Annotated in this window: 18 protein-coding genes; 9 read left to right on the forward strand and 9 right to left on the reverse strand. The window is 70.1% G+C overall.

Annotated features, from left to right (window positions below; all coding sequences use genetic code 11):
* Window positions 1-59 precede the first annotated feature (59 nt).
* Window positions 60-503: a barstar family protein gene (locus tag SLW55_RS19680; protein WP_150410214.1), complete on the reverse strand. Its 444-nt coding sequence runs from the start codon at window positions 501-503 to the stop codon at window positions 60-62.
* Window positions 500-970 (reverse strand): ribonuclease domain-containing protein, encoded by a 471-nt coding sequence (locus tag SLW55_RS19685; RefSeq protein ID WP_267092431.1) that lies wholly within the window; start codon window positions 968-970, stop codon window positions 500-502. The genes SLW55_RS19680 and SLW55_RS19685 overlap by 4 nt, the downstream gene beginning before the upstream one ends.
* A 295-nt stretch (window positions 971-1265) precedes the next feature.
* On the opposite strand from SLW55_RS19685, the gene SLW55_RS19690 reads away from it, so the two are divergent.
* Window positions 1266-1877 (forward strand): superoxide dismutase, encoded by a 612-nt coding sequence (locus SLW55_RS19690; protein ID WP_043092253.1) that lies wholly within the window; start codon window positions 1266-1268, stop codon window positions 1875-1877.
* Window positions 1878-2362: 485 nt separating this feature from the next.
* Here SLW55_RS19690 and SLW55_RS19695 read toward each other — a convergent pair whose 3' ends face one another.
* From SLW55_RS19695 to SLW55_RS19705, 3 genes are all read right to left on the reverse strand, one after another.
* Window positions 2363-3250 (reverse strand): endonuclease/exonuclease/phosphatase family protein, encoded by an 888-nt coding sequence (locus tag SLW55_RS19695; RefSeq protein WP_320745598.1) that lies wholly within the window; start codon window positions 3248-3250, stop codon window positions 2363-2365.
* A gap of 182 nt (window positions 3251-3432) precedes the next feature.
* Window positions 3433-5682: a glycoside hydrolase family 3 C-terminal domain-containing protein gene (locus SLW55_RS19700; protein WP_320745599.1), complete on the reverse strand. Its 2250-nt coding sequence runs from the start codon at window positions 5680-5682 to the stop codon at window positions 3433-3435.
* A gap of 75 nt (window positions 5683-5757) precedes the next feature.
* Window positions 5758-7530 carry a M14 family metallopeptidase gene (locus tag SLW55_RS19705; protein WP_320745600.1) on the reverse strand — a complete coding sequence of 591 codons (1773 nt, stop codon included), beginning with the start codon at window positions 7528-7530 and terminating at the stop codon, window positions 5758-5760.
* 168 nt (window positions 7531-7698) lie between these two features.
* Between SLW55_RS19705 and SLW55_RS19710 the strand changes: the two genes are divergently transcribed.
* Both SLW55_RS19710 and SLW55_RS19715 read left to right on the forward strand, forming a co-directional pair.
* Window positions 7699-9255, forward strand: a complete 1557-nt coding sequence (locus SLW55_RS19710; protein WP_320745601.1) for an oligopeptide:H+ symporter — start codon at window positions 7699-7701, stop codon at window positions 9253-9255.
* An 8-nt stretch (window positions 9256-9263) separates the two neighbouring features.
* Window positions 9264-9899 carry a rhomboid family intramembrane serine protease gene (locus SLW55_RS19715; protein WP_017912452.1) on the forward strand — a complete coding sequence of 212 codons (636 nt, stop codon included), beginning with the start codon at window positions 9264-9266 and terminating at the stop codon, window positions 9897-9899.
* A 153-nt stretch (window positions 9900-10052) separates the two neighbouring features.
* Here the strand turns inward: SLW55_RS19715 and SLW55_RS19720 are convergent, their stop codons facing one another.
* Complete coding sequence (locus SLW55_RS19720) at window positions 10053-10259, reverse strand: hypothetical protein (protein WP_017909505.1); 207 nt, start codon at window positions 10257-10259, stop codon at window positions 10053-10055.
* Window positions 10260-10475: 216 nt separating this feature from the next.
* Between SLW55_RS19720 and SLW55_RS19725 the strand changes: the two genes are divergently transcribed.
* The 3 genes from SLW55_RS19725 (at window position 10476) to SLW55_RS19735 (ending at window position 12368) form a co-directional block, all read left to right on the forward strand.
* Window positions 10476-10760, forward strand: coding sequence for a GNAT family N-acetyltransferase (locus tag SLW55_RS19725; protein ID WP_017915076.1), 285 nt, complete (start codon window positions 10476-10478; stop codon window positions 10758-10760).
* 104 nt (window positions 10761-10864) lie between these two features.
* On the forward strand, window positions 10865-11692 hold the full coding sequence (locus SLW55_RS19730; protein WP_043092245.1) for a DUF3298 and DUF4163 domain-containing protein: 828 nt from the start codon (window positions 10865-10867) through the stop codon (window positions 11690-11692).
* Window positions 11693-11834: 142 nt separating this feature from the next.
* Window positions 11835-12368 carry a MarR family transcriptional regulator gene (locus tag SLW55_RS19735; protein ID WP_267099213.1) on the forward strand — a complete coding sequence of 178 codons (534 nt, stop codon included), beginning with the start codon at window positions 11835-11837 and terminating at the stop codon, window positions 12366-12368.
* A gap of 193 nt (window positions 12369-12561) precedes the next feature.
* Here the strand turns inward: SLW55_RS19735 and SLW55_RS19740 are convergent, their stop codons facing one another.
* Both SLW55_RS19740 and SLW55_RS19745 read right to left on the reverse strand, forming a co-directional pair.
* Window positions 12562-13344, reverse strand: coding sequence for a hypothetical protein (locus tag SLW55_RS19740; protein ID WP_295939267.1), 783 nt, complete (start codon window positions 13342-13344; stop codon window positions 12562-12564).
* Window positions 13341-13874 (reverse strand): RNA polymerase sigma factor, encoded by a 534-nt coding sequence (locus tag SLW55_RS19745; protein ID WP_017907990.1) that lies wholly within the window; start codon window positions 13872-13874, stop codon window positions 13341-13343. The genes SLW55_RS19740 and SLW55_RS19745 overlap by 4 nt, the downstream gene beginning before the upstream one ends.
* A 108-nt stretch (window positions 13875-13982) precedes the next feature.
* Between SLW55_RS19745 and SLW55_RS19750 the strand changes: the two genes are divergently transcribed.
* Window positions 13983-15251, forward strand: a complete 1269-nt coding sequence (locus tag SLW55_RS19750; RefSeq protein WP_320745602.1) for a S8 family serine peptidase — start codon at window positions 13983-13985, stop codon at window positions 15249-15251.
* A gap of 104 nt (window positions 15252-15355) precedes the next feature.
* Window positions 15356-16138, forward strand: coding sequence for a hypothetical protein (locus tag SLW55_RS19755; protein WP_267099209.1), 783 nt, complete (start codon window positions 15356-15358; stop codon window positions 16136-16138).
* 182 nt (window positions 16139-16320) lie between these two features.
* Here SLW55_RS19755 and SLW55_RS19760 read toward each other — a convergent pair whose 3' ends face one another.
* Window positions 16321-18507 (reverse strand): M3 family metallopeptidase, encoded by a 2187-nt coding sequence (locus SLW55_RS19760; RefSeq protein ID WP_192578978.1) that lies wholly within the window; start codon window positions 18505-18507, stop codon window positions 16321-16323.
* 331 nt (window positions 18508-18838) lie between these two features.
* On the opposite strand from SLW55_RS19760, the gene SLW55_RS19765 reads away from it, so the two are divergent.
* Complete coding sequence (locus SLW55_RS19765) at window positions 18839-19330, forward strand: glutathione peroxidase (RefSeq protein WP_267099208.1); 492 nt, start codon at window positions 18839-18841, stop codon at window positions 19328-19330.
* Window positions 19331-19541 lie beyond the last annotated feature (211 nt).

A 19541-nucleotide genomic window follows, 5' to 3' on the forward strand; every position in this document is an offset into this window, starting at 1 on the left:
AGGGGGGGCATGTGCGGGTGGCCTGTTGTGCGAGCGGTTCTCGGCGCAGCGCGGTCAGGTCAATCCGACTCGGCGGGTGCTTCCGCTTCCTCGCTGCCGCCCACGAACGCGACGAAGCTGACGCCGTCCTGCGCCCATTCGCGGGCGACGTCGTCGAGGATGTCCAGCAGCACGTCGAAGGCCGGTTGCGCCACCGCCTGCAACTGCCCGGCGTCCTCCAGCAGCAGCGCGTAGCCGCGCGGGGAGGGCAGCCAGGACAGGTCGCGCAGGCCGTCGGTCAGCGCGTCCCAGTTGCGGCCGAAGCCGGGCGGGAAGTCCAGTTGCGCGGCCAGCCGCATCAGCAACATGGCCTTGCCGGTGCAGCCGTGCAGGTCGATCCGACACAGCCGCAGGCCGGCGTCGCGGGCCAGGGCGGCGACGCTGTCCAGGTCGCGGTTGGCGACGCGGTAGACGCCGGAGGCGGCCGGCTCGGCCAGGTTCAGCGCGAACGGGAAGCCGCTCATCGCGCCGGCCCCGCGCCACCGACCTGGAAGCTGCGGAAACTGTCGTAGTGGTCGTCGCTGTAATACCAGACTTGCGGCGGCGTGCCGCCGGTGACGATGCGGCGCGTGCCGCGATGCGACAGTCCGGGCGTATCGACGGTGTACTCGCGGTAGTAGCCGCGCGGTTGCGCCGGCAGGCGGTTCTCGCGGTTGCCGAACACGCTGCCGTCCTGGCGATGCGGGAACGGGCCGCCGCGCTGGATCAATGCCACAGTGGCGCGGGCTTCGGGCGGCAGGAATGCGGGCAGCTCCGGCGTCGCGGCATCCGATGCCGCGGCTGCCTTGCCGGGCGCGGTGTACGGCGCCTGCGCGGCCGCGTCGAGCGAGGGCGCGAATTGCTGGTGCGGCGGATGCTGCAGTCCGCGGATGCCCCACAGCCCGCCCACCAGCAACACGATGGCGGCGATCAACAGCACGGGCTTGCGCATGGACTCTCCTGCAGGAACGGCGGCGGCGCGCGGCATGGCGCCATCGCGCACAGTATGGGCCGGCCTGCCTGTTCCCGCTCTAAACGCCGCCGGTCACCGCCGTGACGCAGACGATTCACATCCGACTAACCGGGGCGTGGGGCATGGTAGGCGCCGATTCGCAAGGCCGGCCGGCACCGCCGCCGCGGGATGGGACGATGTTTCCCCAGCCGCGCCCTTGGTAAGGTCGCCGACCGTCCCTACCATTGCTCACGCAACGCTCGTCCTTTCGACGGCGAAAGTCCAGGAGAACCGCATGGCCTACACCCTCCCCAAGTTGCCCTACGCCTACGACGCGCTGGAACCGCACATCGATGCGCAGACGATGGAGATCCATCACACCAAGCATCACCAGACCTACATCAACAACGTCAACGCCGCGTTGGAAGGCACCGAGTACGCCGACCTTCCGATCGAGGCGCTGGTGTCCAAGCTGAAGTCGCTGCCGGAGAACCTGCAGGGTCCGGTGCGCAACAACGGCGGCGGCCATGCCAACCATTCGCTGTTCTGGACGGTGATGGCGCCCAACGCCGGCGGCACCCCCAGCGGCGACGTCGGCAAGGCGATCGACAGCGAGCTGGGCGGCTTCGACAAGTTCAAGGACGCCTTCACCAAGGCCGCCCTGACCCGCTTCGGCAGCGGCTGGGCCTGGCTGAGCGTCACCCCGGACAAGAAGCTGGTGGTCGAGAGCACCGCCAACCAGGACAGCCCGCTGTTCGAGGGCAACACCCCGATCCTGGGCCTGGACGTGTGGGAACACGCCTACTACCTGAAGTACCAGAACCGTCGTCCGGACTACATCGGCGCGTTCTTCAACGTGGTCGACTGGAAGGAAGTGGAGCGCCGCTACCACGCCGCGATCGGCTGATCGCGCGTCAGCGCTGCACCATCAAGAAGGCCGGGTTCGCCCGGCCTTTTTTTGTGTGGATGCCCGCCATAAGCGCTGGAAGTGCGGGTGGGGCGTGGCTGCCAGGTTGGTACGCTGCCCTCGCGCGCGTGACCAGCGTGCTTCGGCAGCGATGGCGGCCTATGCCGCATTGGCCGCCGCTTGCGCCGCTGCGTCGCCAGGGCGCGCTAAACCTTTGGCGTGCAGGCGCAGGAGCGGCTTCAGGGCAGCTCTGCCAACGACGAAAGACAACTGGCAGCAGCGGCTTCAGCCGCGATGGGCGTTACCGGGAATGCTTTGTCGCGGCCGAAGACGCTTCTACAGATGACGCTGTGCGTGACGAAAGCAGGGAATCGGCGATGCCCGATCGTTCCGGTCCGATGGCATGCCGATGCCGATCCACCCCCAGGCGCCGCATCGCAAGGCGGTGATCGCACGGCGCGCGAACGTGCCCAGCCTGCCGTCCGCTATGGCGCCGGTTGCAGCGATGTCGGTATCGGGTCCAGCGGTTGCAGCGTCATCAGCAGGCCGCGCGTACCGGCCACGGGTAGGTCGGGCGCCGGCGCGAGCAAGCGTGCGCCGTGCAGCGGGCGGAAGTGGCCGCGTTCGAAGAACACGTGGTCGGCGGCCGCCGCCGTGCCGGGCGCACGCACGTCGATCCGGTTGCGCGCCGATTCGCCGCGCACGCCGGCGTCCTCGAAGCGCACCGCCAACGGCGCCAGCTCGGGCGCGCGCGCCGCCGCAAAGAAGCCACCGGCCAGCAGCGAGGGCACGCCCTCGGCGGTGGCATCGATCCAGGCCATCAGGTCCTCGGCCTGTTCGCGGCGGCTGGCGCCGCCGTCGCGCGTCGCGTGCAGGCGGGTGAAATACAGGTTCACCGGCTGCCCGTGCAGGTCCACCCGCACCAGGCCGGCGACGCTGTAGTCCTCCAGCGGATGCAGCAAGGTCTCGGCCTCTTCCAGCACCGGCAGGCGGGTCAGCAGCGCATTGCCGCGGCGTTGCGGCCGGCTCGGCGGATCGGGGCTGATGAAGTGGCAGTGGTAGCCCAGGCGCGCGGCCAGCCATTGCGCCTGGTTCGGCATCTCCGGCGTCTGCAGCACTTCCTGCAGGGCGATGGCGTCGGGATGCAGGCGCTGCAGGGCCACGGCAATGCGCTCGCGACGCGCGATCCAGTCGTCGCCGTCCTGCGTGGCGCGCGGATCCGGGGCGAGCGTGAGCGTGACCACGGTGAGGGCGGCGTCTGTCGTGGCCGAGGCCGTCGGCACCGCGTCCGCCGCCACGTGCGCCTGCACCAATGCCGCCACGGCCAGCAACAGCCAGCCGGTGCGATGCCATCGGAAGACGCGGGGAGTCATGCGGGCGATGCTACGGCGCAGCGTCTCAGGGTTGCGTATACAGCCGATGGTGCTGCGGCGTCCGCCACACAATCGGTGGCGCGCAGGTGGCAATCACGAGCATCGCCCCACCTCCGGCGCGCACAGGCGCGGAGGCGGGGCGGGGACCGGTACACACGGCGCGCGTGCGCCGCGCGCCTCGGTCAATGCTGCAGCACGCCGTCCTTCAGGCGCAGCGGCGCGCGTGCCTCCACCTGCGTCGCCGAACGGCCCAGCAGCACCTCGTAGTCGCCGGCGGCAATGTGCCAGTGGCGCTGCTTCGGGTCGTAGTCGGCCAGGGTCTTGGGCTCGGCGACGATGCTGACGTGGCGGCTCTCGCCCGGCTTGAGCAGCACCTTGTCCCAGCCGACCAGGCGGATCGGGGTGTGATGGCCCTGCGGCAGGCGCAGGTACAGCTGCGGCACGTCGGCCCCGTCACGATCGCCGGTGTTGCGCACGTCGAAGCTGGCGACGACACGGTGACCGTCCGCCTGCACCTTGAAGTTGCCGTAGGCGAACGTGGTGTAGGACAGGCCGTAGCCGAACGGATACACCGGCTCCAGGCCGCGTGCGGCGAACCAGCGGTAGCCGACGTTGGCGCCTTCGATGCTGTAGTCGACGTTGCTGCCGGCCGGTTGCGCCGGCTTGAAGCCCAGGCCGGGAATCGACGGCCGCGGCAGTTGCGACACGTCGCGCAGCCAGGTCACCGGCAGGCGGCCGGACGGGTTGACCTCGCCCAGCAGCAGCCGCGCCAGGCCTTCGCCACCGCGGATGCCCGGGTACCAGGCTTCCAGCACCGCCGGCACCTGCTGCAGCCACGGCATGGCGACCGGGCCGTTGGTCTCCAGGACCACCACGGTCTTCGGGTTGGCCTTGGCCACGCCGGCGATCAGCGCGTCCTGCTTGTCGGGCAGGGCGATATCCGGCAGGTCCACCGACTCGGCCGACCACTGCGTGGCGAACACGATGGCCACATCGGCTTCGCGCGCGAGCTTGGCCGCCGCCGCCGCGTCGTCGCCGCTGGCGTAGTCGATCTGCGCGTCGGGCAGGGCCTTGCGCAGCGCCTGCAGCGGCGAGGACGGATGGAACATCACCGGGCCCGGCCAGGTGGTCGGGGCGATCCCCGGCACCGCGTTGCCGCCGTTGACGGTGATGCCGACCATCGAAGAGCCGCCGCCGCCGATCACGCCCTTGTCGGCATGGCCGCCGATCACCGCGATGCGGCGCACGGTGCGCGACAGCGGCAGCAGCTTGCCCTCGTTGCGCAACAGCACCGTGCCTTCCTCGACCACGCGCTGCACGGCCAGGCCGCCGGCGGCGTCGTCGATCGGCTGGTGCTGCGGCGGGTTGTCGAAGCTGCCGGTGGCGATGAAGGCGCGCAGGATGCGCTTGACCATGTCGTCCAGGCGCGCCTGCGGCACGGTGCCGGCGGCCACCGCCATGCGCAGCGGCTGGTCGAAATACACCGCCTTGTCGAACACTTCGCCGGCCGACTGCTGGTCCAGGCCGGCCAGCGCCGCCTTGGAGCCGCTGTGCACGCCGCCCCAGTCGGACATCACGTAGCCGGGGAACTTCCATTCCTGCTTCAGCACCTGGTTGAGCAGGTAGTCGTGCTCGCAGCCGTACACGCCGTTGATGCGGTTGTAGGAGCACATCACCGAGCCGGGCTGGCCGATCTTCAGCGCCAGCTCGAAGGCCAGCAGGTCCGACTCGTGCATGGCCTGCTCGCCGATGTCGGCGCTGTGGGTGTTGCGCCCGGTCTCCAGGTCGTTCATCGCGAAGTGCTTCATGGTCGAGACCACGTGCTGGCTCTGCACGCCGCGGATCGATTCGCCGACCATCGTGCCGGCCAGCAGCGGATCCTCGCCGGCGTACTCGAAGTTGCGGCCGTTGCGCGGGTCGCGCTGCAGGTTGACGCTGCCGGCCAGCAGCACGTTGAAACCCTGCTGCCAGGCCTCGCGGCCCATGGTGGCGCCGCCGGCGAAAGCCAGTGCGCGGTTCCATGTGGCGGCGGTGGCCGGGCCGGAGGGCAGCGCGGTGGCGTGGTCGCCGGGGCGGATGTTGCCGGGATTGGTCACGCCGAGGCCGGCATCGGCCAGTTGCTGCGACGGGATGCCCAGGCGTTCGATCGCCGGCACGTAGCCGGCCGAGCCGAGCGCACCGGCCGGCTTCGGGCCGCCGTCCTTGCCCAGGCCGAAGTAGCTGTGCAGCATCTGGAACTTCTCGTCCGGGGTCATCGCCTGCACCAGCAGCGCGGCGCGCCGGTCCGGCGACAGGTTGCGGTCGTTCCACGGGCGCTGCGCAGCGGCGGCGTTCGGCGTGGACGCCGTGCCCACGGCCGCCGCCGGCGGCGCGGCGACGGAAGGCGAGGCCAGCGCGAGGGTCAGGCAAAGGGATCCTGTAAACGTTTTCATATCGGGGCGAACAGCCTCTTCAGCAGATGACGGGAAGGCGCATCGGGGGAGTCGGGGGGAGGGTGGAACCGCGCGTCAGGACGGTGCTTCGTCGCTGCGCATGACCGGGTACAGGCGGTAGCGCTCGTCCCAGGAACTGTGGCGGCGGTAGAAGAACTCCAGCCGCGCCTGCGGATCCTTGGCGAAGGCCGCGTCGTGTTCGAGCTTGTCCTCGAACTCGGCCTTGAGCGCCGGATCGCTGGCCAGCATCTGCCGCGCCACGTCCTCGGCGACGTAGTCTTCCATGTACTCGGCGCGCTCGAACGCGCTGTTGAATTCGCCCCATTGCAGCAGCGAGTCCGGCGCCTGCGGTTCCAGCAGCGCCATCAACAGCCGCGCCTTGGGCTGGGCGATCGGCACGAACAGCGCGCCGGCGCCGACGGCGCGGGTCTCCGGCTTCCAGGCGCCGGCGACGCTGAGCCGCTGGTGGCCTTCGGACGAGCGGGCGGCGAAGCTGGCGGTGTCGGCGCGGAAGGTCTGCACCGGCAGGGTGGCGTCGTGCTCCAGCGTGCGGAAGGCGATGCCGTGCTGGCGCAGCTTGGCGCCGACCAGGGCGGCCTGCGCCGCCGGCACCAGGTAGCCGGCGCGCGGCGCGGCGACTTCCACGCTGGGCACGATCTGGTCGCGCAGCGGCACGCGCCAGATCTGTGGGGTGCGCTCGTCGTAGCGGGTCATCAGCGCGCCGGACACCGGCGAGGGCGTGCGCGTGTAGGCGTAGCCGCGGAAGTCCACCAGGTGCGAGGCGTCGGTGGTGCGGTAGTCCAGCGCCACGGTCTTGCCGCCCAGGGCTTGCGCGCGGGCGTCGGCGGCCAGCGCGTCGGCGCGCCACTGCGCACCATGCCGCGCCACCTGCTGCAGCACCGAGACGATGGTGTTGCGGGTGATGCGCACGCGCTCGGGGTAGCGCTTCCACGAATGCGTTTCCACCAGCATGCCGAAGCGGTTGCGCAGCTGGAAATAGCCGTGCGAGAAGCGCGGCGTCGGCACCCCGTCCTCGAAGCCGGAGGCCGGGTCGTCGTTGACCACGAAGGAGGGGTAGTAGGGCAGCGGCAGCGAGCCTTGCCGCTTCAGATCGGCGAGCACGGCGTCGCGCAGGCGCAGGCCGTCGCCGCGCAGCGCGGTATCGCCGGCGTGCAGCGGCTCCACCTGGATCGACACGTCGTGCTCGAACTGCGCGCCGTCGGTGACGTGCAGATCCACATACACGAGCGGGTCCCACTGCTCGACCAGGCGCAGCATCGCCTGCATCTCCGGCGCGTCGGCCTTGACGTAGTCGCGGTTGAGGTTGAGGTTCTGCGCGGTGGTGCGCCAGCCCATCTGTTCCGGGCCGCGCTGGTTGGGCCGGTTCCAGGCGCCGAAGCGCTCGTGCCCGTCGACGTTGAACACCGGCACGAACAGCCATACCTGCTTGTCCAGCGCGCCGCGCGCGGCCTGGCCGTCGAGCAGTTGGCGCAGCGCCAGGAAGCCAGCGTCCTTGCCGTCGATCTCGCCGGCGTGGATGCCGCCCTGGATCAGCACTACCGGCAGCTTGCGCGCCTGCGCGGCCGCCGGATCCAGTGCACCCGAGGTCGACACCGCCAGCGCCTTCATCGGCCGGCCTTCCGGGGTGGTGCCGAAGTCGAAGCAGCGCACCGCTTGCGGATAGTGCTGCGCGAAGGCATCGCACAGCGCGATGGTTTCGGCGTAGCGGCCGGTGCGCGCGAATCCGTTGCGCTCGGCTTCGGTGGACAGGCCCGCCTCGCTGGCCAGCGACGGCATGCTGCACAGCAGCATCGGCAGCAACAGGGTGGCCAGCCAGGGTCGGATCATCTCGGCACCGTCTCGGGACAGGCGCCCATGATGCGGGCAGCGCGCCGATTGCGAAAGCACCTAGGGCGTGTCCTAGCGGTTCGATTCGCCGGAACGATCGGGTAACCTTCTGAAAATTTTGCCTGGACGAGGGCCCGTGAGCAGCCAAGCCACCACGAGACACGCCGCATGAGCGCGGCGCAGGAGCGCACCGCCGCGCGCATGCCGCGGCAGATTCCGTACATCATCGGCAACGAGGCCTGCGAGCGCTTCAGCTTCTACGGGATGCGCAACATCCTGGTGCAGTTCCTGATCACCTCGCTGCTGCTGCAGGAAGTGACGGCGCCCGGCCGGGAGGCCGAAGCCAAGCACATCATGCACAGCTTCATGATCGGCGTGTACTTCTTCCCGCTGCTCGGCGGCTGGCTGGCCGACCGCTTCTTCGGCAAGTACAGCACCATCCTCTGGTTCAGCCTGATCTACTGCGTGGGCCACCTGTGCCTGGCGCTGTTCGAGGGCCATCGCAACGGCTTCTTCCTCGGCCTGGGCCTGATCGCGCTGGGCGCGGGCGGGATCAAGCCGCTGGTGGCCTCGTTCATGGGCGACCAGTTCGACCAGGGCAACAAGCACCTGGCCAAGGTGGTGTTCGACGCCTTCTACTGGATCATCAACTTCGGCTCGCTGTTCGCCTCGCTGCTGATCCCGCTGGCGCTGAAGAACCTGGGGCCGGCGTGGGCGTTCGGCATCCCCGGCATCCTGATGCTGGTGGCGACCCTGGTGTTCTGGGCCGGGCGTCACCGCTACGTGCGCGTGCCGCTGCCGCCGAAGGATCCGCACGGTTTCGCTCAGGTGGTGCGCACCGCGCTGCTGCGGCAGGCGCCGGGGCAGGGGCGTCCCGGTCTGGCCCTGGCCGGCGTGGCGGTGCTGCTGGCGCTGGCGACGTTCGCCCTCGTGCCGACCCTGGGCCTGGTGATCTGCCTGTGCCTGGCGCTGGTGTTGCTGCTGGCCGGCATCGGCGGCGGCACCTGGTGGCAACTGGAGCGCGCCCGCGCGCTGCATCCGGATGCGGCGGTGGACGGCGTGCGCGCGGTGCTGCGGGTGCTGGTGGTGTTCGCGCTGGTCACCCCGTTCTTCTCGCTGTTCGACCAGAAGGCCTCGACCTGGGTGCTGCAGGGCCAGCAGATGCAGATGCCGGAGTGGTTCAGCGCCTCGCAGATGCAGGCGCTGAATCCGGCGCTGGTGATGCTGCTGATCCCGTTCAACAACCTGGTGCTGTATCCGCTGCTGCGCCGGCGCGGCTACGAGCCGACCGCGCTGCGGCGGATGACCGCCGGCATCGCCTTCAGCGGCCTGGCCTGGATCGTGGTCGGCACGCTGCAGGTGATGATGGACGGCGGCGACGCCCTCTCCATCGCCTGGCAGATCCTGCCGTACGCGCTGCTGACCTTCGGCGAAGTGCTGGTCTCGGCGACCGGCCTGGAATTCGCCTACAGCCAGGCGCCGCAGTCGATGAAGGGCGTGGTGATGAGTTTCTGGAACCTCACCACCACCGTCGGCAACCTGTGGGTGCTGCTGTCCAACGCGGCGGTGCGCAACGACCGCGTCACCGCGCACATCGGCAGCACCGGGCTCAGCGAGACCGCGTTCCTGATGTTCTTCTTCGCTGCCTTCGCGTTCGTCGCCGCACTGCTGTTCGGGCTGTACGCGCGCCGCTACCGCATGGTCGACCACTACCGCCCCGCCTGAGACCCCGCATGCCCTCCGTCACCCCCGTCAACCTGATCCTGATCGTCCTCACCGTGCTGGTGTCTTGGGCGGCGTTCAACAACCGCCGGCTGCTCGACCGGCTGATCCTGTGGCCGCCGGCGATCGACCGCCACAAGCAGTACGACCGGCTGGTGACCTACGGCTTCATCCATGCCGATTTCCCGCACCTGCTGTTCAACATGGTCACGCTGTACTTCTTCGGCGGCCCGATCGAGGTGCTGATGGAGCGGCTGACCGGCAACATGCTGGTGTACCCGCTGTTCTACCTGTCGGCGTTGGTGGTCTCGATCCTGCCCAGCTACCTGAAGAACCAGAAGAACCCCAACTATATGAGCCTGGGCGCATCCGGCGCGGTGTCGGCGGTGCTGTTCGCCTTCATCCTGATGGCGCCGTGGACCGGGATCTTCTTCTTCTTCATCCCGATTCCGATCCCGGCGATCCTGTATGCCGTGTTCTATGTCGGCTACAGCATCTGGATGGACCGCCGCGGCGGCGACAACGTCAACCACAGCGCGCACCTGGCCGGTGCGGCGTTCGGCGTGATGTTCCTGCTGATCATGGAGCCGTCGGTGCTGCAGCACTTTTTGGGCGAGCTGGCGAACCCGCGCTTCGGGCGCGGCTGATCCGCGACGCGGTGGCGTCCGCACGGGCGTGCGGCGCCGCGCGATCGGCGCATCTCTCATTCGCTGCGCTGGGTATGCGCCGTGGCGCCGATGCGGTCGTGGGCACGCATCGCGCATGGAGCAGATGGCGGTCCGTCAGGCCGCCCTCTGTGTTCAGCGGGTCTGCTGCCCACGCAACTGCACCTTGGCGCTGCCGATGGCGGCGTTCTCGTAGGTGCGCTTGAGGCGCTGGTAGACCTCGTCGTCGAGCTGCTGGAACTCGCCGCCCTGGTGGTCGCCGCTGACCGACAGTTGGAACAGCCCTTCCAGCAAGGAGGCGTTGTGGTCGCCCTGGTCGTATTTGCTCTCGGTCTCGCTCATGCGCGTGGTTCCCTGTTGGATCGCTGCGTGATGGGAGGTGCAACTCCCATGCCAGGTTTTCGGCCTGTCCTGGCGGTATCGGCCGCGCGCGGCACGACTTGAGCGGCGTACGGCTGACGCGCCGCGTCGGCGGCGCGACGCCCTGGGGCAGGTGTTTCACATCGCCGCGGCAAGCCGCAGCGGACACTGCCTGCTCCGCGACACATCCCACTTCCCATGTCCGTACCGAACGTCCCGATCGCGCACGATCCGCAGCAGCACCGCTTCAGCCTGCAGGTCGACGGCCACCGCGCCGAACTCGACTACGTGCTGGAGCAGGGGCGCATGGTCATCACCCACACCGGGGTGCCTGGCCCGATCGGCGGGCGCGGGCTGGCGGCGCAACTGGTCGCCGCCGCGCTGGACCATGCGCAGGCACAAGGCTGGAAGGTGGTGCCGGCGTGTTCGTACGCGGCCGTGTTCATCCAGCGGCATCCGCAATACGCGGCGCTGCTCGATTGAGCGTCGGGCACCGCAACGGCGCGATAATGCGCGCCACTTTTACAGGCATTGCAGGAACAGGGGCAGTCGACGTGAGCAGGGCAGAGACGATGGGCAACGGGCGGATGGCATGGACGGCACTGGCGGTCGCCGCGGCGCTGGCACTGGCCGGCTGCAAACGCGAGGAACCGGCCGCCGTACCGGCGCCCGCCGCGGCACCGGCACAAAGCGAGGCTTCCGCGGCGCCGGAGCCGGCGCAGACCACACCGCCGGAACTGAAGGACATCGTCGAACACAGCCCCAGCTATGTGGTCGGCATCACTTTTCCGCCGTCGATCAACCGCTATCCCGGACTGGCCGAAGCGGCCAACCACTACGCGCAGAGCGCGCGCAGCGAGCTGATGGAAGCGGTCGACGGGCTCGGCAACGATCGCCCGCGCGCGCCCTACGAACTCTCGCTGCAGTTCGAGATGCTGCTGGAGCGTCCGGACCTGGTCGCGCTGAGCGCCGACGGCAGCCGCTACACCGGCGGTGCGCACGGCGAACCGCTGGTGGCGCGTTGGGTGTGGCTGCCGCAGCAGCAGCGCATGCTCACCGCCGAGACACTGATCCCGGATGCGTCGCATTGGAAGCAGGTGGCCGGCTATGTCGCCGCGCAGCTGCGCCAGGCGGTGCAGACGCGGGTGGATGCCGAACAGGTGCCGCCGGAGGACCAGGACGAGCAGGTGCGCAGCGCCAGCAAGATGATCGCCGAAGGCACCGAGCCGCAGCCCGGCAACTTCAGCCAGTTCCAGCCGTTGGTCGACGCGGCGGGCAAGATCACCGCCTTGCGTTTCGTGTTCCCGCCGTACCAGGTGGGGCCGTACGCCGATGGCACGCAGACGGTGGACGTGCCGGCCAGCGTGCTGCGCGAGCTGGTGGCACCGGAATACGCGCCGCTGTTCGCCGCCTGAGCGGTGGCTGGCGCGCCAGCGCGCGTCGGCGTCGGCGTGCGGTGCACTGCGTCGACAGCATGCGGGAACGCAACGCGTGCCCTCGTCGGGACACTGCGCAATCGGTAGCATTGGCGGCTACCCCACTTGCAATCGATTTCTTATGGGCAGTTTCGATCAGACCGAGCGGCGCGTGGCGCACACCTGCGCGCGCTATCCGGCCTTCCCGCGCGAGCCCGCCGTCCTGGTCCGGCTGGTCAAGCACCTGTACAAGCGCGTGCATGCCAACGCCAGCGGCGTGCTCAAGGAGTACGGCGTCAGCCCGCCGGAGTACGAGATCCTGATGATGCTGTACGGCACGCCCGAGCAGTGCATCACCCCCACCGAGGTGGCCGAGGCCGCCAGCGAGAAGCCGGCCAACATCACCCGTCTCACCGACAGCCTGTGCAGCAAGGGGCTGCTGTCGCGCACGGCCAGTCCGGAAGACCGGCGCAAGGTTGCGCTGACCCTGCAGCCGGCCGGCATCGCCCTGATCGAACGTTTGCTGCCGGACGTGTGTGCGTTCCTGGAGACGGAAACCGCGGCGCTGGATGCCGGCGAGCAGCAGCAACTGGAGAGACTGCTGAAGAAGATGCTGGCCGGCATCGACGGCCTCGACGCTGCCACCGAGTCGAAGACGCAGGCAGCGCTGCCCTGAGGGCACCTCGAAGAAGGTGCGTCCGCGGCATCGAGCGTGAATCGATGTGCTGCAGGAGTGGCTTCAGCCGCGACCGGCTTGTCGGAAACGCGCGTCGCGGCTGAAGCCGCTCCTGCCGGACGCGTTCCGGTGTGCTTCGGAGGTGTTCTAGGCGCGTTGCCCATCCCAAAGCAGGCAGGACATCGGCCTGTTCCTAGCGCCAGCCGCGTGCGCGCGCGCGCTGTTCGCCGTCGGCATCCAGCGCCTCGCCGGCGATGCGTGCATCCACCGCCTGCAGCACCGCGGCCGGCATCGGGCTGGCCGCCATGCGCATGCCGCCGCCGTCTTCGCGTTCGCCGGCGGGCACCAGCAGTTCCACCCGCCATGCGCCGTCGCGCTGGCAGGCCAGGCCGGCGTTGGCGTTCGACAGCGCGAAGGTGCGGCAGTAATGGCCGTCGCGATCGCGGAAGCTCAGGCCGATGCGCACGCTGCCCTGGGACTGGCCGGACAACTGCTGCGTCAGCGCCTGCGCCAGCGCGCCCTCGGCGACGCTCCCCCGGGCCGCCGCGACCGTCGGGCCGTGCGCATCGTCCTGCGGCAATTGCCGCTGCGCGATCCATAGCCCCAGCAACAGCGCCGCCGCCAAGGCAGCCGGCAGCGCCCAGCGGCGCCGCGCACGCGGCCGCAGCGGCGTCGGCCGGCTTGCCTGCGCCGTCGCATGGATGGGTGAGGGCGGCAGCGTCGCGACCGCGTCGTCCTTGCCGGGCGCGCCGGTCGGCCGTGCCCGCGCGGCGGCGAGCAGGCGTGCGGGCACCGCTTCGTCCAGCACCGGGGCGAAGCCGGCGCGCAACCGCGCCTGCAGGCTGCGCAGCCGCTCCAGCGCCTGCGCCAGTTGCGGGTCGGTACGCAACGCCGCTTCCACCTGGGCGGCCTGCGCCGCATCCAGTTCGCCGTCGGCGTAGGCCTGCAGCGTGAGTGCGTCGATCGTAGTGTTCATGCGGTCGCCTCCAGTGACGCCTGCAGGGCTTCGCGCCCACGCGCGAGCCGGCTGGTGAGTGTGCCGAGCGGAATCTCCAGCACCGCCGCGGCATCCTTGTAGGACAGGCCTTCGATCAGCACCAGTGCGATCGCCAGGCGTTGTTCCTCGGGCAGGCCGGCCATCGCGGCCTGCACCGCCATCCAGTCCTGCTGCCGCTCCAGGGGCGTGTCGCCGACGTGCTCGCCCTCGGCGGCATCGACGAACACCTGCCGCCGTCGCCGCTGCGCCCGCACCTCGTCGATCCAGGCGTGGCGGATGATGCCGTACAGCCAGTACTGCAGCGGCGTCTCCGGCCGCCATTGCCCGGCGCGGCGCAGCGCGCGCTCGATCGCGATCTGCAGCAGGTCGTCGGCGTCCTCGCGATGGCCGGCGACGGCACGCGCGAAGCGCCGCAACTGCGGCAGCAGGGTACAGATGCCGTCGCCGACGGCGGCCGTGGGATCGGCGTGCATGTCGGTGATACGTTCGGCGGAGGGGTTTTCTTCCATGGGCGCGGCGCGGCGTTCACCGCGTGTCGGGATGGCAAGATTAGTGTGGCACGCCAACAGGGGCGGACAACGGAGCGGGGCATGGCGACGGGCAGACGAATGCGCTGGATGGCCGTGGCATGGCTGGCGGTGGCGACACCGGCATGGGCGCAGCTGGCGCTGCCGTCGGCCGGCGGGCTGGTGCAGGACGTCACCCAGGGCGTGCAGGGCGGCATGAATCGGGTGGGAGAGTCGCTGCAGGATGCGCGCGGCGAGGTCGAACGGCTGCGCCTGAAACGCCTGCAGGCGCTGCTGCGCAGCGATCCGCGCGGGCTGGAGCGCGACGAGGGCGGCGCGGTGGTGATGCGCGGGCAGGTGGTGGCGCTGGAGCCGGAGCCGGCGGCGCTGCGGGCGGCGCAGACGGCCGGCTTCGTGGTGCTGGAGCAGCGCAGCTTCGGCGAATTCGGCCTGCGCCTGGTGGTGCTGCAGGTGCCGTCGGGCCTGTCCACGCGCCGCGCCCTGCAGCAACTGCGCGAGCGCGATCCGCAGGGCGAGTACGACTACAACCACGTCTACAGCGGATCGGCGGCGGCGCCACCGGCGCCCGCCAGCGCCTCCGCCGCTCCGGCAGCCGCTGGTGCCGCGGCGGGCGGCTTCGTGGTCGGCCTGATCGACAGCGGCGTGGATGCGGCGCATCCGGCGCTGGCCGGCGTGCAGGTGCAATCCTGGGGCTGCGACGGGCAGGTGCGCGCGCAGCCGCACGGCACGGCGGTCGCCTCGCTGCTGGCCGGACGCGCGGTGGCGCACGGGCCGTTCGCGCGCACCCTGTATGCGGCCGACATCTATTGCGGACAGGCCGATGGCGGCACCGTGGTCGAGCTGGTCGGGGCACTGGCATGGATGGCGCAGCAGCAGGTGCCGGTGGTCAACATCAGCCTGATCGGCGGCCCCAACCGCGCGCTGCAACTCGCCGTGCAGCGCATGCTCGCGCGCGGCCACGTGCTGGTCGCGGCGGTGGGCAACGACGGCCCGGCTGCCCCGCCGCTGTACCCCGCGGCCTATCCCGGGGTGATCGGCGTCACCGCGGTGGATGCGCGTGCGCGGGTCTTGCCGGAGGCGGGGCGAGGGCCGCAGGTGGCCTTCGCCGCGGTCGGCGAACTGATCGCCGCGGCACCGCAGGGCCGCTGGCAGACGCAGCGTGGCACCTCCTTCGCCGCGCCGCTGGTGGCGCGGCTGGCGGCGCAGGCCTTGCCGCAGCCGGATCCGCAGGCGGCCGCGCAGGTGCGCGCGCAGTTGCAGGCGCAGGCGCGCGATCTCGGTGCGCCCGGCACCGATCCGGTGTACGGCGCCGGGCTGCTCGGCGCGGACCTGCCGCTGCAGCGCGCGCCGGGCGGCTGAACGCATTCTGTCTGCGTCCCGCCTGCACGGGATGTTCTGCGTCGCTCGATTCGTAGGGAAACATGAGAGCCGCAGATGGCCTGCGGCGACACGAGGAGAATGCGATGAACGGCAAGACTCTGTTGGCGAGCGCGGTGCTGGTGGCGTCGGTGGCGCTGATCCCGGGCGTGGCCGGCGCGCAGTTGCTGGGCGGTGCGGGCAGCGTGGGCGGTGCGGTCAACGGCACCCTGGGCGGCCTGGGCGGCGGCAGCCTCGGCGGCAACGGCATGGGCGCAGGCCGCCTGGACGCCGGGGTTCCGCTGGATCGCGCCCGCAGCGGCATCGAGCAGTCCTCGCAGCGTGCGCGGATGGCGGCGCAGCGGGCGGCGGCGCGTGGCGCGGCCACCGCTGACGGCGCAGTGCAGACCGCCGGCACTGCGGTGAACCAGGGCCGCACGCTCGCCGGCAATGCCGCCGCCAGCGGCAGTGCGGCGGCACGCAGCGCGGCCGGCAGCGCAGTCGGTCAGGCCGACGGCGCGCTCGGCGCGGCGACCAGCGCGGCCAATCCCCCTGCGGCGCTGTCGACCGCCGGCAATGCCGCCGGTGCAGTCAATGGCGTGACCGGTAACGGTGCTGCGTCGCGTGCGGCCGGTAACGGCAACGGCAACGGCGCCGCCAGCGGCGGCAGCTTGCCGACGGTGCCGGCGCTGTCCGGCAGCGGCAGTGCCAACGGTGCGGCCAGCGGCAGCGCCTCGCACAGCGTGGGCACGCACGGCGGGTCGGTGTCGGGCCAGGCGGGTGCGGGCGGCCAGGGCGGTGCGCAGGCCGGTAGCGGTCAGGCGCAGGGCCAGGCCGGCGGCAATGCCTCGCTGGGTGCCAGCATCGACGCCTCCGGCGACGGCCAGTAAGCCGCTGACGGCCACGCGCGACTTACCGCGCGTCGCCATCGCGATGGCAGGCTGAAAAAACACGACGCCCGGCTGAGCCGGGCGTCGTGCGTGTTGCGTTCTGCGGTCGGTCGCGGGTGTGTTCCGCTGCGACGTCGTCGCGACGTGGCGGCACGGCCGCACGGGCCGTGCCGCGCTGCGCCTCAGCGTGCGCTCGGCGTCGCCGCCGGCGTGGCGTTGAGGCCGCGCTTCTCCAGCAAGGGTTCGATCTGCGGCGCGTGTCCGGCGAAGTCCTGGAACAACTGCATCGCATCGACGCTGCCGCCGCGCGAGAGCAGGGTCTTGCGGAAGCGGTCGCCGTTGGCGCGGCTCAGCCCGCCATGCTGCTTGAACCACTGCTGGGTGTTGGCGTCCAGCACCTCGGCCCAGATGTAGGCGTAGTAGCCGGCCGCGTAGCCGCCCATGATGTGGCTGAAGTACGGCGTGCGGTAGCGCGGCGGCACCGGCGCATAGGCGATGCCGTCGGCGGCCAGCGCCTTGGCCTCGAAGTCCATCACGCCCGATGCCGGCGGCACCTGGCCGGCGCTCAGCTGGTGCCAGCGCTGGTCGAGCATGGCCGCGCCCAGGTACTCGGTGGTGGCGAAGCCCTGGTTGAACTTGGCGGTGGCCACCACCTTGTCCAGCAGTGCCTGCGGCATCGGCGCGCCGCTCTGGTAGTGCTTGGCGTAGTGCTTGAGGATGGCCGGATCGTCGGCCCACATCTCGTTGACCTGCGAGGGGAACTCGACGAAGTCGCGCGGCACGCTGGTGCCGGAGAAGTACGGGTACTTCACGTTCGAGAACATGCCGTGCAGCGCATGGCCGAACTCGTGGAAGGCGGTGGTGACCTCGTCCCAGGTCAGCAGGGTCGGCTGGCCGGCCGGCGGCTTGGGGATGTTGAGGTGGTTGGCGACCACCGGCTTGTCGCCGGTCAGCGCCGACTGCGACACGTAGGAGCTCATCCAGGCGCCGCCGCGCTTGGACTCGCGCGCGTACATGTCGGCGATGAAGATCGCCAGCTGGCTGCCGTCGGCGTCGAACACGTCGTAGACCAGCACGTCGTCGCGGTAGGTCGGCAGGTCGGTGCGCTGCTTGAAGGTCAGCCCGTATTCCTGGTTGGCGGCGTAGAACACGCCGTTTTCCAGCACGTTCTTCAGTTCGAAGTAGGGCTTGAGCTGGGCCTCGTCGAAGTCGTACTTGGCCTGGCGCACCTTCTCGGTGTAGTAGGCCCAGTCCCAGGCCTCGAGCTTGAAGCTGGGCTTGCCGGCGGCCTTCTGCTCCTGGTCGATCATCGCCTGCAGGTCGGCGGCCTCGCGCTTGGCGTTGGCCACCGCGGCCGGGGCCAGCTTGCCGAGCATGGCGTTGACCGCTTCGGGGGTCTTGGCGGTCTGGGTTTCCAGCGAGTAGGCGGCGTGATTCGGATAGCCGAGCAGCTTGGCGCGATCGGCGCGCAGGGTCATGATCCGCGACACCAGCGCGGTGTTGTCGTAGGGGCCGCCGTGGCTGCCGCGCGACACCGAGGCTTCGTAGATCTTCTGCCGCAGGGCGCGATCCTTGAGCTGGGCCAGCGGCGGCTGGCCGGTGGTGTTGAGCAGGGCGATCACGTACTTGCCGTCGAGCTTGCGCGCCTTGGCCGCTTCGGCGGCCGCGGCGATCTGCGCGTCGGACAGGCCGTCAAGTTGCTTGACGTCGTCCACCACCACCGCGGCGGCGTTCACTTCGGCCAGCACGTTCTGGCTGAACTTGGTGCCCAGTTCGGCCAGTTCGGCGTTCATCGCCTTGAGCTTGGCCTTGTCGGCATCGTTGAGCTTGGCGCCGTCGCGGACGAAGTCGCTGTGGTACTTCTCGATCAGGCGCACGCCCTCCGCGTCCAGACCGAGCTGGTTGCGGGTGTCGTACAGGGTCTGGATGCGCGCGAACAGCTTGGGATTGAGCGCGATCGCGTCGCGGTGCGCGGCCAGCTTGCCGGCGTACTCGGCCTGCAGTTTCTTGCGGGTGTCGTTGGTGTCGGCGCCGACCAGGTTGAAGAACACGGTGGTGGCGCGGTCCAGGACCTGCCCACTTTTCTCCATCGCCACGATGGTGTTGTCGAAGGTCGGTTTGGCGGTCTGATCGGCGATGGCCTGCATTTCCTTCAGCTGCTGCGCCATGCCGGCGTCGAACGCGGGCGCGAAATCGCTGTCCTTGATCTTGTCGAACTGCGGGTAGTGCAGCGGCAGCGGGCTTTCGGCGAAGAACGGGTTGGCCTGCGTGGCCGCCGTGGCGGCGGTGGGCGTGGTGGCCGGAGCGGCGTAGGCGGGCATGGCGAGTCCGAGCGTGGCGGCGAGGGCAAGGGCGAGGCGAGAGGTCATCAAGCGGTATCCGCAATCATGGTGATCGGGCAGGCTACCCCAGGCCGGCAGGCGTGACCCGTGACGAAAGCCATGGGAGCGCTGCAGCATAGGCGCTTATTTCCCAGGGCTTTGCGGCATCTGGCGTGAATCTTGATGCAGTGCGCTCTCCGGCGTGGTTGTGCCGGTGCAGGCATGCACCGGTGGTGCGCTGGCGGGGTGTTGGCTGGTTCGCGCGGACGTCTGCAACGCGGCCTCGCGCATCGGCTGCGGCCCGCTGGCGACGCCTGCGGCCACCGCGTAGCATCGCGTCGAACCAGCGCCGCTGCGGCGCGCCGCGCCACGAGGACCCATGGACACGCCGACCACCGCCTATGCCTTCACCGCGACCACCTTGGACGGGCAGGATCAGCCGCTCGCTGAGTACGCCGGCAAGGTGCTGTTGATCGTCAACGTCGCCTCCAAGTGCGGTTTCACTCCGCAGTACGCCGGGCTGCAGGCGCTGTGGCAGCGCTACCGCGATCGCGGCTTGGTGGTGCTGGGCTTCCCCTGCGACCAGTTCGGCCACCAGGAGCCGGGCGATGCCGCGGAGATCCGTCAGTTCTGTTCGCTCAGCTACGACGTGGATTTCCCGATGTTCGCCAAGGTGCAGGTCAACGGCGACGGCGCGCATCCGCTGTGGCGCTGGCTCAAGCAGCAGAAATCCGGGCTGCTCGGCATCGCCGCGATCAAGTGGAATTTCAGCAAGTTCCTGGTCGGTCGCGACGGCCAGGTGCTGGCGCGTTATGCGCCGACCGACAAGCCGGAAGCGCTGGCTGACGCTATCGAGCGGGCGCTGGGGTAACGATTCGGCCGAGGACGCTCGGCGTGGTCTTGAATGCTGGATGCTTGCTCTTGTGGGAGGGACTTCAGTCCCGACGCGTTCGAGTTAAAGGCGTCGGGACTGAAGTCCCTCCCACAAAATACTCCCCACTATTTCGCTTTGACCTGCCGCCGTGTCGCTTATGCCGGTAGAGCGGCTTCAGCCGCGACGGGCTTTCCCGGTAAAGCCCGTC

The sequence above is a fragment of the Xanthomonas sp. LF06-19 genome (assembly GCF_034105425.1).
In the GTDB taxonomy this organism is placed as follows: Bacteria; Pseudomonadota; Gammaproteobacteria; order Xanthomonadales; family Xanthomonadaceae; genus Xanthomonas_A; species Xanthomonas_A sontii.

Coding starts and splice junctions, on each gene's coding strand:
- SLW55_RS19685 (WP_267092431.1), bottom strand. CDS start 970: ATGCGCAAGCCCGTGCTGTTGATCGCCGCCATCGTGTTGCTGGTGGGC.
- SLW55_RS19755 (WP_267099209.1), top strand. CDS start 15,356: ATGAACGGCAAGACTCTGTTGGCGAGCGCGGTGCTGGTGGCGTCGGTG.
- SLW55_RS19735 (WP_267099213.1), top strand. CDS start 11,835: ATGGGCAGTTTCGATCAGACCGAGCGGCGCGTGGCGCACACCTGCGCG.
- SLW55_RS19700 (WP_320745599.1), bottom strand. CDS start 5,682: ATGAAAACGTTTACAGGATCCCTTTGCCTGACCCTCGCGCTGGCCTCG.
- SLW55_RS19705 (WP_320745600.1), bottom strand. CDS start 7,530: ATGATCCGACCCTGGCTGGCCACCCTGTTGCTGCCGATGCTGCTGTGC.
- SLW55_RS19710 (WP_320745601.1), top strand. CDS start 7,699: ATGAGCGCGGCGCAGGAGCGCACCGCCGCGCGCATGCCGCGGCAGATT.
- SLW55_RS19750 (WP_320745602.1), top strand. CDS start 13,983: ATGGCCGTGGCATGGCTGGCGGTGGCGACACCGGCATGGGCGCAGCTG.
- SLW55_RS19765 (WP_267099208.1), top strand. CDS start 18,839: ATGGACACGCCGACCACCGCCTATGCCTTCACCGCGACCACCTTGGAC.
- SLW55_RS19725 (WP_017915076.1), top strand. CDS start 10,476: ATGTCCGTACCGAACGTCCCGATCGCGCACGATCCGCAGCAGCACCGC.
- SLW55_RS19715 (WP_017912452.1), top strand. CDS start 9,264: ATGCCCTCCGTCACCCCCGTCAACCTGATCCTGATCGTCCTCACCGTG.
- SLW55_RS19730 (WP_043092245.1), top strand. CDS start 10,865: ATGGCATGGACGGCACTGGCGGTCGCCGCGGCGCTGGCACTGGCCGGC.
- SLW55_RS19695 (WP_320745598.1), bottom strand. CDS start 3,250: ATGACTCCCCGCGTCTTCCGATGGCATCGCACCGGCTGGCTGTTGCTG.
- SLW55_RS19690 (WP_043092253.1), top strand. CDS start 1,266: ATGGCCTACACCCTCCCCAAGTTGCCCTACGCCTACGACGCGCTGGAA.
- SLW55_RS19720 (WP_017909505.1), bottom strand. CDS start 10,259: ATGAGCGAGACCGAGAGCAAATACGACCAGGGCGACCACAACGCCTCC.
- SLW55_RS19740 (WP_295939267.1), bottom strand. CDS start 13,344: ATGAACACTACGATCGACGCACTCACGCTGCAGGCCTACGCCGACGGC.
- SLW55_RS19760 (WP_192578978.1), bottom strand. CDS start 18,507: ATGACCTCTCGCCTCGCCCTTGCCCTCGCCGCCACGCTCGGACTCGCC.
- SLW55_RS19680 (WP_150410214.1), bottom strand. CDS start 503: ATGAGCGGCTTCCCGTTCGCGCTGAACCTGGCCGAGCCGGCCGCCTCC.
- SLW55_RS19745 (WP_017907990.1), bottom strand. CDS start 13,874: ATGGAAGAAAACCCCTCCGCCGAACGTATCACCGACATGCACGCCGAT.